The sequence below is a fragment of the Bradyrhizobium sp. USDA 4449 genome (assembly GCF_054056275.1).
Genome location: NZ_JBSRYD010000001.1, coordinates 2,784,409 through 2,799,178, shown reverse-complemented (window position 1 = coordinate 2,799,178; position 14,770 = coordinate 2,784,409). Strand labels below are relative to the sequence as shown.

The following is a 14,770-nucleotide window of genomic DNA, read 5'->3' as shown; positions in this document are numbered from 1 at the left end:
GGCTGAGCCCTGGAGTGAGTGGTGCCATGACCGACTTGACGACGCCTGCGGCAGCCGACGGGCACCTCGCCGTGAAGCGGCCTGCGATCTCCTTCGAATTCTTTCCGCCCAAGACCGAAGATATGGAGCGGAATCTCTGGGAGACCATCAACCGGCTCGCGCCCCTCGATCCGAAATTCGTCTCGGTGACCTACGGCGCCGGCGGCTCGACTCGCGAACGCACCCACTCCACCATCTCCCGCATCCTCAAGGAGACCGCGCTGCTGCCGGCGGCGCACCTGACCTGCGTCGGGGCCTCGCGCGGCGAAATCGACGAGATCGTCGACCGCTATCACGAGGTCGGCGTCCGCCACATCGTCGGCCTGCGCGGCGATCCCCCAGGCGGGATCGGCACGCCCTATGCGAGCCATCCCGACGGCTATCAGACGTCGGATGCGCTTGTCGCCGGGATCAAGAAGCGGCATGCCGACATCGAAGTGAGTGTCTCTGCTTATCCCGAGAAGCACCCCGAAGCGCGGGACTTTGACGCCGACATCGATACGCTCAAGGCAAAAGTCGATGCCGGCGCGACGCGCGCGATCACCCAGGTGTTCTTCGACAACGACCTGTACTTCCGCTATCTCGACCGCGTCCATGCGCGAGGCATCAACATCCCGATCGTGCCGGGCATCATGCCCATGCACAATTTCAAGCAGGCCCGCAATTTCGTCACGCGCGCCGGCACCACCGTGCCGGACTGGTTCGCCGCGAAATTCGAAGGCCTCGACGACGACGCCGAGACCCGCAAGCTCGTCGCCGCCACGGTGGCAGCCGGCCAGGTGCAGAAACTGGCAAAACACGGCGTCGACACCTTCCATTTCTACACCATGAACCGCGCCGATCTCGTGTTCGCAATCAGCCATTTGCTCGGCATTCGCGCCAAGAGCACGCAGAAGGCGGCTTAAAGCACCATGTCTGTATCCACCTCGCCGAAACGAACCGCCCTCATCAACGCCGCGCGCGAGCGCATCCTCGTGCTCGACGGCGCCATGGGCACGATGATTCAGAACCTGCAGTTCGACGAGGCCGCCTTCCGCGGCACGCGCTTCAAGAACTTTCATCGCGACCTGCGCGGCAACAACGATCTCCTGATCCTGACCCAGCCGCAGGCGATCGAGGACATCCACGCCGCGTATTTGCGCGCCGGCGCCGACATCGTGGCGACCAATACCTTCTCGACCACTTCAATCGCGCAGGCCGATTACGACCTCACCGACATTGTGTATGAAATGGCGCGCGATGGTGCCCGCCTTGCCGGCAATGCCGCCCGGCGCGTCGCCGCCGAAGACGGCAAGCCGCGCTTCGTTGCGGGTGCCATCGGGCCGACCAACCGTACCGCCTCAATCTCGCCTGATGTGGCCAATCCCGGCTACCGCGCCGTCACCTTCGACGATTTGCGCAAGTCCTATGGCGAGCAGATCCGCGGCCTGATCGACGGCGGCGTCGACCTGCTGCTGGTCGAGACGATCTTCGATACGCTCAACGCCAAGGCGGCGCTCTACGCCATCGCCGAGATCACCGAAGAACTCGGCATCGACATGCCCGTGATGGTGTCGGGCACCATCACCGACAAGTCCGGCCGCCTGCTCTCGGGCCAGATGCCGGAGGCGTTCTGGAATTCGGTGCGGCACGCCAAGCCCGTTACCATCGGCTTCAACTGCGCGCTCGGTGCGGAAGATTTGCGCGCGCATATCGCCGACATCGGCCGCGTCGCAGACACGCTGGTCTGCGCCTATCCGAACGCCGGTCTGCCCAACGAATTCGGCCAGTATGACGAGACGCCGGACTACATGGCCCGGCTGGTCGGCGAATTCGCGCGCGACGGCCTCGTCAACATCGTCGGAGGCTGCTGCGGCACCACGCCGGATCATATCGCGGCGATTGCTCACGCCGTCGCCCCGCACAAGCCGCGGATCGTTCCCGAGATCGCGCCACGCTTAAGGCTTTCCGGCCTCGAGCCCTTCGTGCTGACGGATGCGATTCCGTTCGTCAACGTCGGCGAGCGAACAAACGTCACCGGCTCCGCCCGCTTCCGTAAGCTGATCACCGCCGGCGACTACACCGCCGCGCTCCAGGTGGCGCGCGACCAGGTCGAGAACGGCGCGCAGATCATCGACGTCAACATGGACGAGGGTCTTCTGGATTCGGAGGCCGCGATGGTGACGTTCCTGAACCTCGTCGCCGCCGAACCAGACATCGCCCGCGTTCCTGTGATGGTCGACTCCTCGAAGTTCTCGGTGATCGAGGCCGGCTTGAAATGCGTGCAGGGCAAGCCGGTGGTCAATTCGATCTCGATGAAGGAAGGCGAAGCGAAGTTCATCCACGAAGCAAAAATCGCCCGCCGCCATGGCGCGGCTGTCGTGGTGATGGCGTTCGACGAAGTCGGCCAGGCCGACACGTTCGCGCGCAAGACCGATATCTGCAAGCGTGCCTACGACATCCTGGTGAACAAGGTCGGCTTCCCGCCCGAGGACATCATCTTCGATCCCAATATCTTCGCGATCGCGACCGGCATCGAGGAGCACAACAACTACGGCGTCGACTTCATCGAGGCGACGCGCTGGATCCGGCAGAACCTGCCGGGCGCGCACATCTCTGGCGGCGTCTCGAACCTGTCGTTCTCGTTCCGCGGCAACGAGCCGGTGCGCGAGGCGATGCACTCGGTGTTCCTGTATCACGCCATCAAGGCCGGGATGGACATGGGCATCGTCAATGCCGGGCAGATGATCGTCTATGACGACATCGACCCTGAATTGCGCCAGGTCTGCGAGGACGTCATCCTCAACCGCGACGCGGGCGCGTCCGAGCGCCTCCTGGCACTGGCCGAGAAATTCCGCGGAAAGAAGACCGAGGCCAAGGAAGCCGATCTCGCCTGGCGCGAATGGCCGGTGGAGAAGCGGCTGTCGCACTCGCTGGTGCATGGCATCACCGAGTTCATCGAGCAGGATACCGAGGAAGCCCGCAAGAACGCGTCACGCCCGCTCGACGTGATCGAGGGACCGCTGATGGCCGGCATGAACGTGGTCGGCGATCTCTTCGGCGACGGCAAGATGTTCCTGCCGCAGGTGGTGAAATCGGCGCGCGTGATGAAGCAGGCGGTGGCCTGGCTGATGCCGTTCATGGAAGAGGAGAAGGCGCGCAATCTCGCCAACGGCATCGGCGCCGAAGGCTCCTCCTCCGCCGGCAAGATCGTGCTGGCGACCGTCAAGGGCGACGTCCACGACATCGGCAAGAACATCGTCGGCATCGTGCTCCAGTGCAACAATTACGAAGTCATCGACCTCGGCGTGATGGTGCCGGCATCCAAGATCGTCGAGACGGTGAAGGCTGAGAACGCCGACATCGTGGGTCTCTCGGGCCTGATCACGCCCTCGCTCGACGAGATGGCGTTTTTCGCCGGCGAGCTGCAGCGCGAGGGCCTGAAGCTGCCGCTGCTGATCGGCGGCGCCACCACGAGCCGCGTGCATACGGCCGTGAAGATCGATCCGAGCTATCGCGCCGGCCCCGTCGTCCACGTCAACGACGCCAGCCGCGCGGTCGGCGTGGCCTCCTCGCTGCTCTCGCCTGAGAAGCGCGAGGCCTATGCTGCCGAGGTGCGCGCCGAATACGCCAAGATCTCCGAGGCGCATCTGCGTGCGCAGGCCGACAAGAAGCGGCTGAAATTGGCCGACGCGCGCAAGAACCGCGTGCCGGTCGACTTCGCCGCCAGCAAGCCGGTGAAGCCGACCTTCCTCGGCACCAAGAGCTTCGACGACTACGACCTCGCCGAGCTGGTGCCCTATATCGACTGGACGCCATTCTTCCAGACCTGGGAGCTCGCCGGGCGCTTCCCCGCCATCCTCGACGATGCCAAGGTCGGCGAAGTCGCGCGCTCGCTCTACGACGATGCGCGCAGGATGCTCGACAGCATCGTGAAGGAGAAATGGTTCCGGGCGCGCGCCACCGTCGGCTTCTGGCCGGCGAACGCTGATGGCGACGACATCGTGCTCTATGCCGATGAGAGCCGCACCAAGAAGGTCGCGACGCTGCACACGCTGCGCCAACAGCTCGAAAAGCGCGAGGGGCGTTTCAACGCGGCGCTGGCCGACTTCGTCGCGCCTGCGGGCGTGCCCGACTATGTCGGCGGCTTCGTCGTCACCGCCGGGATCGGCGAGGACGCGGTCGCGGAGCGCTTCAAGATGGCCAATGACGATTACTCCTCGATCCTGTGCAAGGCGCTGGCCGACCGCCTCGCCGAAGCCTTTGCCGAGCGCATGCATGCCCGCGTCCGCCGCGAGTTCTGGGCCTACGCGCCTGACGAGACGCTATCGAACGAGGATCTGATCCTGGAAAAATATCAGGGCATCCGCCCGGCGCCCGGTTATCCCGCGCAGCCCGATCACACCGAAAAGGCGACGCTGTTCGCGCTGCTGGATGCGGAAGCGACCGCCGGCGTGAAGCTGACCGAGAGCTTTGCGATGTGGCCGGGCAGCAGCGTATCCGGGCTCTATTTCGCGAACCCCGAGAGCTATTATTTCGGCGTCGGCAAGATCGAACGCGACCAGGTCGAGGACTATGCCGCGCGCAAGGAGATGAGCGTCTCCGAGGTCGAACGCTGGCTGGCGCCGATCCTCAACTACATCCCGGCGCAACAGACTTCGGCCGCCAGGGACGTGAATGCCTCGTTCGCGGCTACACCGGCGAACGACGTCACGTCCAACGACCTCGCCGCGCACCCCCCCGGCTGCACCTGCGCCGTGCATCTGGCCTGGCAGAAAAAGCGCGTCGGGGCGGGTTAGGCTCTTGCCGCACATCCGGTGTCGTCCTGGCGAAAGCCATGACCCATACCGCGTGATCTATCGTGGGAATGATGCTGCAAGTAGCGCAACGCAACATCACAGCGGATGTGCATTCACCCCTGCGGCAGAGCGAGAGGCTGGACGATCTTCTTGAACGGTGCCAGTGCCTCGCAGCGCCCGATTGCGCCGCAGCATCGAAAGCAACGGGGCAGGCCGATTGAAACATCGTTCCTTGGGCGCTACCTTCCGGTGTTTTGAATGCTTCTGCGAAGGGAGTCTCCATGACAAGGTTTGCGTTCTCATGGCTGGCATCGTGCGCGTTCCTGCTTTCTGCAGGCGAAGCTGGTGCGCAGAGCCTCGCGTTGACCAGCCCGGACATCGCCGAAGGCGCAACGATCGCCAACGAGCAGGTATTCAAGGGATTCGGCTGTACGGGCAACAACGTTTCGCCGGCCTTGAGCTGGAGCGGTGCACCGGCAGGCACCAAGAGCTTCGCCGTGACGATGTATGATCCTGACGCGCCGACCGGCAGCGGCTGGTGGCATTGGGTCGTTTTCAATGTTCCAGCTTCCGTCGCTTCGCTTCCAAAGGGGGCAGGCGATCCGAAGAAGAACTTGCTGCCGAAGGGAGCGGTCCAGAGCCGCACCGACTTCGGCAGCGATGGCTATGGCGGACCGTGCCCACCGACCGGCGACAAGCCGCATCACTATCAGATCACCGTCTTCGCCGTAGATGTCGCAAAACTACCGGACGCCAAGGATCATTCGGCGTCGGCAGCGCTGGTTGGTTTCGATCTGCACTTTCACACGCTTGCGAAAGCGACACTGACCGGTCTCTACGGCCGATGAGGTGACCTGGCGACGCTCACGCTTTCGGCGGGGCGAGCGGTTGGACGATCTCCTTGAACGGCGCCAGCGCCTCGCAGCGCTCGGCATGGGCCGCAAGCGCCGGATAGCGTGCGGGATCGAAGAGCTGTGGGTGCGCCTCGCGGGTGAAGCGCACGACGCAGGCGACCGCGACATCGGCGTGGCCGATGCGGTCCCCCAGCCAGTACGGCGTCTTCACCTTGGCGCGCTCGGCTTCCAGTACCTTCAGCACGTCGCCGATCTGTGCCTGGCAGCGCTCGACCCACAGCGCGAGCTGCTCCTTCCGCAGCACCCGCTCGTAGAGCAGGCTGACCGCCTTGTCGCCGAGGCCGGTCGCGAGTGCGCAGATGCGCAGGTGCCGGCGACGCTCAGCGCCGCTTCGCGGCAGCATCGCCTTGCCGGCACCGACAAGCTCGTCGAGATAGTCCAGAATGATCGTGCTCTCGATCAGCGCCTCGCCATCATCACACACCAGCGTCGGCACGCGGCGCAGCGGATTGTACGGCGCGATCTTGTCGGCATCGCCGAAGGTCGACCACGGCTTGTGCTCGAAGGTGATCCCGTAAAGCCGCAGCGCAATCGCGACGCGGCGGACGAAGGGGGAATCATATTGGCCTACCAGGAACATGGTGCACCTCTTGTTATTCTCGGGGCCTGACCCGCCTGCCCACGCCAGAACCGCTCGATTGGTTTAAGACGTCGCTCGCAATATCGCCTGCCGGTTCTTCGCCGACAACCGTCGAACGGATGACGAGACCATGTTCTGCGACGCCCTCATGAACTGGCGGCACGGGGGATTCATCTGCCGCGACTGCGCCGACTCACTTCAACGCCGTCCGGCGCGGACCTTTGCCGCGAGCGGTTGGCAGAGGACGACAACGTCCATAAATGGCCGCGGGGCCCGCATGCTATTCGATGATCGGCACGTGCTTCGCCGCATCACGCGGTGCCGTTCCGTCGAGGCGCGGATCATCCGCGACCTCGACCTGCCGTCGGAACGGACGAAATCCCGAGCGCTGATAGAAGGCGACGGCCGAGGGATGATCGAACGTGCAGGTGTGGACCCAGACGCGATGCACGCCGTTTGACCATGCACGCTCCAGTGCGCGGTTCATCAGGAAGCGGCCGGCGCCGGTGCCGATCAAGCTGTCGGTGACGCCGAAATAGACCAGCTCGCATTGGCCCGGTTCGTGGAAATCCAGCTCGAGCATGCCTTCCTCGCGGCCGTCAACGACGAGGGCGTAGATCTCGATACCTGCAGCGTGGATGATCGCGGCAAGCTCGGTGTCGTTCATGCGGGCTCGTGAGAACCACAGCCAGTTCTCACCGACGCGCCGGAAGAGATCGCGGTACCAGGCAAGTGCGGGCGCTTCGACCCTGCGCAGCAACCATTTGCCGGGCGGATCGTCGCGGCGCGGGGGCGGTGCGGTCATCTCAAGATGCGTGACGACTGCGGCGATCTTGCCGGCGGGGATGTCGGAATAGCCGTCGCGGAGGATCATGGAATGGCTCGTTCAGTTTAGGTCAGCGCGACGTCACCTCGGCGTCAGCGTGATTGCCTCCGCGGTCGCAGCCTCCACTGCGCTGCGGCTGTAGAGCAGCGGCACGTATTGCCCCGTCGCCCACAGCGGCGCGAGGTCGCGGTAGTGGCCGCTGAAGGGATCGCCGGATTGCCCTGGCGTGTTGATGGTGCGGCTGGCGTCCCAATTGCCGACGTCGAGCACCATGCGGAACGAGGCGCCCGACAGGAGCCGGTAATCCGAGCGGCGATAGGTGGCGGCGCGCGGCACGTTGCCCGCGCCACCGAAGGCGAGCGGACCGACAGACATCTGCGTCGCGGTGGCCTTGTCGGCGAGCGGTATCAGCGCGTGGTCGAACTGTGCGACATGCAGGCGGCCCCAGCGCCAGGTGGAGGGATCAGGGCCGAGCTTGCTGATGACATCGGCCACCGCCGCACCGAGGCTGTCGCGCAGGATCTGGTCGCGCGTCACAGCGGGATCGGCGCCAAACGATGCATCCGGAGATTCCAGCGCGGCCACGAGCGCCGAAATGCTGGAGGCCTCAGGCGCGATCAGGCCGGCGGCCTTGGGCGCCGTGATCTTCAACAGCACCGGTCCGAGATGATTGGCGATCCAGACCTCGAACACGGCCGCCGCGGCGCTGTCGGCGGCGTCGCGCGCATCCCAGCGCTTCAACAGATCGAGACCCTGCCTCACCTTGGCATCGTCAGAGGTGAGGGGCTGCAACAGCTTGACCAGCCGCCGTCCCATCATGGCGGTGTCGTCGTTCTGCAGATCCATGGCGTCGGCGAGCGTCACCTTGTTGTTGGCCGCGAGCACCTCGGTGATGCGCTGCCAGCGCGCGCTGTCGGACCATTCGAAGCCGACCCTGCGCTCGTTGACCGGATAATCGGCCGGCAGGTTCATGTGGTTGGCGGTGGCGAAATAGCCCTGCTTCGGCTGATAGGATTTCGGCAGCTCGTCCAGCGAGAGAAATCCCTGCCATTCATAGCGGCCATCGCCGGGCACCGGCATCAGGCCGTCGAAATTGAGGCGGCGCGGCGTCTTGCCGGCAGCGACCCACCCGATATTGCCCCTGGTGTCGGCATAGACCTGGTTCTCCGACGGGGCGCCCCAGCGCCGCATGGCGGCGAGGAAACCGCTCCAGTCCTTTGCGGTCATGTAGTCCGACGAGCCGAAATAGGCCGAGGTGCCCGGCTCGAACCAGATCGAACGCACGGCAAAGGCGTGCTTCTTGTCCTCGTCGACGAAGATCACGGGCCCGTGGCGCGTGAATTTCAGCTCAATCTCGCGATTGCCCTCGCCCTTCACCTCCTCCGTCTCGTGAACGATGCGCATGTCCTCCCAGCCATTGCCATAGCGATACTGGTTGGGATCTTGCGGATTGAGTTCGTAGACGTAGAGATCTTCCTGGTCGACGTTGAAGATGGTGAGGCCGAAGGCGATGGTGCCGTTGTGGCCGATCGAGATGCCTGGGAGCGCGGGCTCGCCGGCGCCGATCACGGAGAGACCGGGTGCATTGAGTCCGACGATATAGCGCAGCGAGGGCACGCTGTGCTCGCGATGCGGATCATTGGCGAGGATCGGGCGGCCCGTCGCGGTGCGCGAGGCCGCGATCACCCAATTGTTGGAGCCGATGGTGTCGCGCTGCTGGTCGGCCTCGGTGAGATATTTGTCGGGATCGTGCGCGAGCGCCGCCTTCTGGTCCTTGGGCGCGGCAAAGGCGACGGGGCGCGTCGCGAGATCGTAGGCCGCGAGCACGGCCTTCGGCACGGCGCAGGGATCGAGGCCGTCAGGCACCTTCGTCGTCCAGGCCGGCTCCAGCTTCACGCGGAAACGATCGGCATCGAGGCCGGCGGCGCAAGCGACCAGCGAGCGCTTGACCTCGGAGGAGACGTTGCGCGTCAGGCCGTGGCTGCGAATGCGAACGACATCGTCTGCCGTCCAGGTGTCGGGCATGGTGCCGGCGATCCTGAACTCGATCGGCAGCGGGCGCTTGCTCGCGCGCACGTCGGCGACATAGGCGTTGATGCCGGCGACGAACGCGTCCGCATAGGTCTTCGCCTTGGGACCGTAGGAGGTCCATTCCGCCTTCATGTCGCCGCGATAGAGAAACAGCCGCAGCGCCTTGTCCTGCTCGACATAGGCCTGGCCGAAATCCTTCGCGAGCAGGCCGAGGCCGCGCTTGCGCCAGAGATCGATCTGCCAGAGCCGGTCCCGCGCGGCGTTGAAGCCCTGCAGGAAGAACAGGTCGTGCTCGTTTCCGGCATAGATGTGCGGGATGCCCCAGACATCGACCAGGATCTGGCCGGGCGCGTCGAGGCCCTCGACGTCGGTCTTGACCTGGCGCGCGCTGAGCAGCGGGTTCGGTTGTTCGCGCGCGATGACGGTGGACGTGAGCAGCGCGGCGGAGATCGCCGCGATGCCGAGCTTTTGGATGACCCGGTTGAAATCCGTGTTCATTCTCTTCTCCCGTTGTTGTTCTTTTTGCGTGCCGCTAATTTTGGCCCGGTAGCCCGTACAAGAACCCGCCTATTCCTCGCCCTCGTCGCTTGCCAGTACACCCCTCACCGCGCGGGCCCAGCCGGCGAGCTTTCGATCGCGCGTGGCCTGGCTCATGTTCGGCCTGAACCGGTGCTCGAGGCGCCAATTGTCGGCGAATTTCGTCGGCTCGGGATAGACGCCCGCATTGAGGCCGGCGAGATAGGCCGCGCCGAGCGCCGTGGTCTCCTGGATCACGGGACGGTCGACCGGGGCGTCCAGGAGATCGGCGAGGCGCTGCATGGTCCAGTCGGACGCCGTCATGCCGCCATCGACGCGAAGCACGACACTCGCCGTTTCCGAGCTCGGCCAGTCCGCGCGCATCGCGGCCCACAGATCGAAGGTCTGGTAGCAGACGCTCTCGAGCGCGGCGTGCGCAAGCTCGGCCGGGCCGGAGTTGCGGGTGAGGCCGAACAGCGCGCCGCGGACGCGCGGATTCCAGTAGGGCGCGCCCATGCCGACGAAGGCCGGGACGAGATAAACGCTCTGCATGGAGTCGGACTGATCAGCAAGAGGGCCGGTCTCGGCCGCGTGCTTGATGATGCCGAGACCATCGCGCAGCCATTGCACCGCCGAGCCTGCGACGAAGATCGAGCCTTCGAGCGCGTAGGTGCGCTTGCCGTCGAGCTGGTAGGCGATGGTGGTGAGCAGCTTGTTCTTGGAGACCACGGGCGTGGAGCCGGTGTTGAGCAGCGCAAAACAGCCGGTGCCGTAGGTCGACTTCATCATGCCGGGGCGGAAACAGGCTTGCCCGATCGTCGCGGCCTGCTGGTCGCCGGCAATGCCTGCGATCGCGATCGGGCCGCCGAACAAATCAGGCGTGCTCTCGCCGAAGCGGGCGGAGGAATCCTTCACCTCCGGCAGCATCGAGCGCGGCACGCCGATGATCTCGAGCAGTTCGTCGTCCCACTGGCCGGTGTGGATGTTGAACAGCAGCGTACGCGAGGCGTTGGTGGCGTCGGTGGCGTGTACCTTGCCGCCGGTGAGGCGCCAGAGCAGGTAGCAATCGACCGTGCCGAACATCAGCTCGCCACGGGCGGCACGCGCGCGCGCGCCGGGGACGTGGTCGAGGATCCAGGCGACCTTGGTGCCGGAGAAATAGGGGTCGATGATCAGGCCTGTTTTCCGCGAGATCAGCGGCTCGCGGCCATCTGCTTTCAATTTGGCGCAGATGCCGGCGGTGCGGCGGTCCTGCCAGACGATGGCGCGGTGCACGGCCTGGCCCGTGGTGCGGTCCCACACCACGGTGGTCTCGCGCTGATTGGTGATGCCGATCGCCGCGATGTCCTTGGCCGTGATGCCGGCCTGCTCGATCGCGTCGCGGCAGACCATCACGGTCGAGGTCCAGATGTCCTCCGGCTCGTGCTCGACCCAGCCCGAGGCCGGAAAATGCTGCTGAAACTCCTGCTGCGCGCGGGCCGCGATCGAAATGTCGCTCCGGAAGACGATTGCGCGCGAGGAGGTGGTGCCCTGGTCGATGGCGAGGACGAAAGACATGGAAGCTTACCTTGGCGTTTTCTTGGGCGCTCACCCCGGGAGGGGTCATTGTGTCGCGCCAAAGAAACGGGATTGCCGCGGAGAGGTCAAGCTGGCTCTCGCTTACCCTCCCCTGGAGGGGTCCGGGACCAGCGTAGCTCGACCCGCCCCCTCAAGAAGAGGGTAAGCGAAGCGGCGCTGAGATACAATCGCAAGTGGCGCGAAGCCTACACCGCCGCCGTGGTGACGCCGCCGTCGATCACGATCGTCTGGCCGGTCATGAAGCTCGAGGCATCCGAGGCGAGATAGGCGACGGCGCCGGCGATTTCGTCGGGCTCGCCGATGCGGCGCAGCGGCGTGGTCGCGGTGCGGCGCTTGAGGTTGGCTTCGTCTTCCCACAGCGCGCGGGCGAAATCGGTCTTGATGAGGCCCGGCGCGATGCAATTGACGCGGACGCCCTTCGGGCCCCATTCGCCGGCGAGCGAGCGGCACAGCGCGAAATCGGCCGCCTTGGAGATGCCGTAGGCACCGATCACGGTCGAGCCGCGCAAGCCGCCGATCGAGGAGATGATGACGACCGAGCCGTTGCCGCGTGCCGCCATCTGCGGGATTGCGAGCGCGGAGAGCCAGATGTTGCTCTTGACGTTCGAGCCCATGATCTTGTCGAAGGCCTCGTCCGTGATGTCGAGCAGCGGGCCGTAATACGGGTTCACCGCGGCGTTGCAGACCAGGATGTCGATCTTGCCGTAGTGCTGGGTCGCACCCGAGATCAGCGCCTCGACCTCGGCCTTGCGCGCGATGTTGCAGGGGATGACGGTGGCGTCGCCGCCTGAGGCATTGATGCCGTCGGCGACTTCCTTGCACGCGTCCGCCTTGCGCGAGGACACCACGACCTTGGCCCCTAACTTGGCAAGCAGCTCGGCGGAGGAGCGGCCAATGCCGCGGCTGGAGCCGGTGACGACTGCGACTCTTCCGGTGAGATCGAACGGGGTGTTTTTCATTGTCGTTGCTCCGCTGATGCCGCTTGTTCCGTCATTGCAAGGACCGACGCGAGAAGCAATCCAGACTATCTCCGCGGATAGATTCTGGATTGCTTCGCTCCGCTCCAATGACGAAGCAGAGATCTAGATCAACCCACCCGAATCCGCGACGCGGCGCTGGTGGTAGTCGGTGTCGCCGAAGGTGTTCTCGATCATGGTCAGGCGCTTGAAGTAGTGGCCGATCTTCGCCTCCATGGTCATGCCGATGCCGCCGTGGAGCTGGATCGACTGCTGGCCGACGAATTTCAGCGACTTGCCGATCTGCGCCTTGGCCGCAGCGATCGCGTTGGAGCGCTCGTGTGCGTCCTCGAAATCGCTCGCCATGGTCGCGAACATCGACATCGAGCGCGCCTGCTCAGCGGCGACGAACATGTCGGAGGCGCGGTGCTGCAGCGACTGGAACGAGCCGATCGCGACGCCAAACTGCTTGCGGGTCTTGATGTACTCGACCGTGGTCTTGAGCGATTCGTCCATCAGGCCGACCGCTTCCGCGCATAGCGCGACGCGGGCTTCGTCCACCACGCGCTCGATCAGGGCCAGCGAGTCATCGGGATTGCCGATCGCCGCATCCGCGCCGACCTCGACACCGGTGAAGGTGATGTCGGCGGCGTGGAGGCCGTCCTGGGTCGGGTAGGACTTTTTGGTGACGCCCTTGGCATCCGCGGGGACCAGGAACACGCCGATGCCTGACGTGTCGCGGCGGCTGCCCCTGGTGCGCGCAGTGACGACAAGCGTGTCGGCATTCTCGCCGTTGAGCACGACGAATTTTTCGCCGTCGATGACCCAGCCGTCGCCCTTCTTCTTCGCCGTGGTGGCGACGTCGAACAGATCGTAGCGCGAGTTCTTCTCGAGTTGGGCAAACGCCAGCGTCTTGCTGCCGTCGACGATGCCGGGGATATGCGCGGCCTTCTGCGCGTCGGTGCCGGCGTGGCGCAGGAAGCCGCCGCCGATCACGACGGTCGCGAGATAAGGCTCGAGCACCAGAGCCTTGCCGAGCGCTTCCATCACGATCATGGTCTCGACACCGCCGCCGCCGAAGCCGCCATCGGCCTCGCTGAAGGGCAGACCAAGCAGGCCCTGCTCGGCGAGCTTGCCCCAGACGGCTCTGCTCCAGCCGCCCTTCTCCTTCATGTACTTCTTGCGGCTCTCGAAATCGTAGCAATCGGTCAGCAGGCCGTCGATGCTGTCCTTCAGGAGCCGCTGCTCCTCGGTCAAATCAAAATCCATCTCTGTTTCCCTAGGTCATAAATCTCGCACGGAGAGAGGCCCCTCACCCCTACCCTCTCCGTAAGAACGGGGAGAGGGCGAGGAGAGAGCGTCACAATCCCAGCACCGCCTTGGCGATGATGTTGCGCTGGATCTCGTTGGAGCCGCCGTAGATCGAGACCTTGCGGTTGTTGAAGTAGCTCGGCGCGATCTGGGCGGTCCAGTCCATGGCTTCGTTCGAGCCGTCGTCTCCGTGCACATCGTAGGGCGCGGCGAACGGGCCGATCACTTCCATCAGCAGCTCGGTGGTGGTCTGCTGGATCTCGGAGCCCTTGATCTTCAGCACCGAGGACGCCGGATTGGGCTTGCCCTTGCCGTGCTTGCCTTCATCGGCGACGACGCGCAGCTGCGTCAGCTCGAGCGCCTTCAGCTCGATCTCGCAGGCCGCCAGCTTCTCGCGGAACGCCGCGTCCTGGATGATCGGCTTGCCTGACGATTCGACCTTGCCGGCGAGGTCGCGGATACGGCGCAGCCGCTCCTTGGAGACGCCGACGCGCGCAATGCCGGTGCGCTCGTTGCCGAGCAGGAATTTGGCGTAATCCCAGCCCTTGTTCTCTTCGCCGATCAGGTTTTCGTAGGGAACCTCGACGTCGTCGAAGAACACTTCGTTGACCTCGTGGCCGCCGTCGATGGTCTGGATCGGGCGCACGGTGACGCCCTTCGACTTCATCGGGAATACGATGAAGGAGATGCCCATCTGCTTCTTGGCGGACGCATCGGTGCGGCAGAGGCAGAAGATCATGTCGGCGTGCTGGGCCAGCGTGGTCCAGGTCTTCTGGCCGTTGATGATCCACTTGTCGCCCTTGCGCTCCGCTTTCGTCTTGAGCGAGGCGAGGTCCGAACCGGAGCCGGGCTCGGAGAAGCCTTGGCACCACCAATCGTCGACATTGGCGATGCGCGGCAGATACTTCTGCTTCTGCTCTTCATTGCCGAAGGTGTAGATGACGGGGCCGACCATGCTGACGCCGAAGGCGAGCGGCTGCGGCGCCGGATAGGACTGCAGCTCTTCGTTGAAGATGTAGTGCTGCACCGAGGTCCAACCCGTGCCGCCATACTGCTTGGGCCAATGGCTGACGCCCCAGCCCTTCTTGTTGAGGATGCGCCACCACGTCACCATCTCGTCCTTCGAGAGGTGACGGCCTTCGACCAGCTTGCGCCGCGTATCCGGCGGCACGTTCTCGCGGAAGAATGAACGCACTTCCTCGCGAAACGCCTGCTCTTCTTTCGTGAATGCGAGATCCATC

General features: G+C 64.8%; 10 protein-coding genes. 3 read left to right on the top strand and 7 right to left on the bottom strand.

What is annotated here, in order from left to right; translation table 11 throughout:
- The first annotated feature begins 26 nt into the window (after positions 1-26).
- The 3 genes from metF to ACVIIW_RS13270 all read left to right on the top strand — a co-directional run bounded on the left by metF (position 27) and on the right by ACVIIW_RS13270 (position 5,665).
- Complete coding sequence (metF, locus tag ACVIIW_RS13280) at positions 27-944, top strand: methylenetetrahydrofolate reductase [NAD(P)H] (RefSeq protein WP_456701161.1); 918 nt, start codon at positions 27-29, stop codon at positions 942-944.
- A gap of 6 nt (positions 945-950) precedes the next feature.
- Entirely contained in the window at positions 951-4,817 is a 3,867-nt protein-coding gene (gene metH, locus ACVIIW_RS13275) for a methionine synthase (protein ID WP_456701160.1), read from the top strand.
- Between the two features lie 281 nt (positions 4,818-5,098).
- Positions 5,099-5,665 carry a YbhB/YbcL family Raf kinase inhibitor-like protein gene (locus tag ACVIIW_RS13270; RefSeq protein ID WP_456701159.1) on the top strand — a complete coding sequence of 189 codons (567 nt, stop codon included), beginning with the start codon at positions 5,099-5,101 and terminating at the stop codon, positions 5,663-5,665.
- A gap of 16 nt (positions 5,666-5,681) precedes the next feature.
- Here the strand turns inward: ACVIIW_RS13270 and ACVIIW_RS13265 are convergent, their stop codons facing one another.
- The 7 genes from ACVIIW_RS13265 to pimC form a co-directional block, all read right to left on the bottom strand.
- Positions 5,682-6,311 carry a glutathione S-transferase family protein gene (locus ACVIIW_RS13265; protein WP_456701158.1) on the bottom strand — a complete coding sequence of 210 codons (630 nt, stop codon included), beginning with the start codon at positions 6,309-6,311 and terminating at the stop codon, positions 5,682-5,684.
- Between the two features lie 280 nt (positions 6,312-6,591).
- The gene (locus tag ACVIIW_RS13260; protein ID WP_456701157.1) at positions 6,592-7,185 is read right to left on the bottom strand and encodes a GNAT family N-acetyltransferase; all 594 of its coding nucleotides are present in this window, start codon (positions 7,183-7,185) and stop codon (positions 6,592-6,594) included.
- Between the two features lie 33 nt (positions 7,186-7,218).
- Positions 7,219-9,666 (bottom strand): penicillin acylase family protein, encoded by a 2,448-nt coding sequence (locus tag ACVIIW_RS13255; RefSeq protein WP_456701156.1) that lies wholly within the window; start codon positions 9,664-9,666, stop codon positions 7,219-7,221.
- Between the two features lie 69 nt (positions 9,667-9,735).
- The gene (gene glpK / locus ACVIIW_RS13250) at positions 9,736-11,241 is read right to left on the bottom strand and encodes a glycerol kinase GlpK (protein WP_456701155.1); all 1,506 of its coding nucleotides are present in this window, start codon (positions 11,239-11,241) and stop codon (positions 9,736-9,738) included.
- A gap of 206 nt (positions 11,242-11,447) precedes the next feature.
- On the bottom strand, positions 11,448-12,221 hold the full coding sequence (locus ACVIIW_RS13245) for an SDR family NAD(P)-dependent oxidoreductase (protein WP_456701154.1): 774 nt from the start codon (positions 12,219-12,221) through the stop codon (positions 11,448-11,450).
- A 123-nt stretch (positions 12,222-12,344) separates the two neighbouring features.
- Positions 12,345-13,487: a pimeloyl-CoA dehydrogenase small subunit gene (pimD, locus tag ACVIIW_RS13240; protein ID WP_456701153.1), complete on the bottom strand. Its 1,143-nt coding sequence runs from the start codon at positions 13,485-13,487 to the stop codon at positions 12,345-12,347.
- Positions 13,488-13,578: 91 nt separating this feature from the next.
- On the bottom strand, positions 13,579-14,769 hold the full coding sequence (pimC, locus tag ACVIIW_RS13235; RefSeq protein ID WP_456701152.1) for a pimeloyl-CoA dehydrogenase large subunit: 1,191 nt from the start codon (positions 14,767-14,769) through the stop codon (positions 13,579-13,581).
- Position 14,770: the final 1 nt, after the last annotated feature.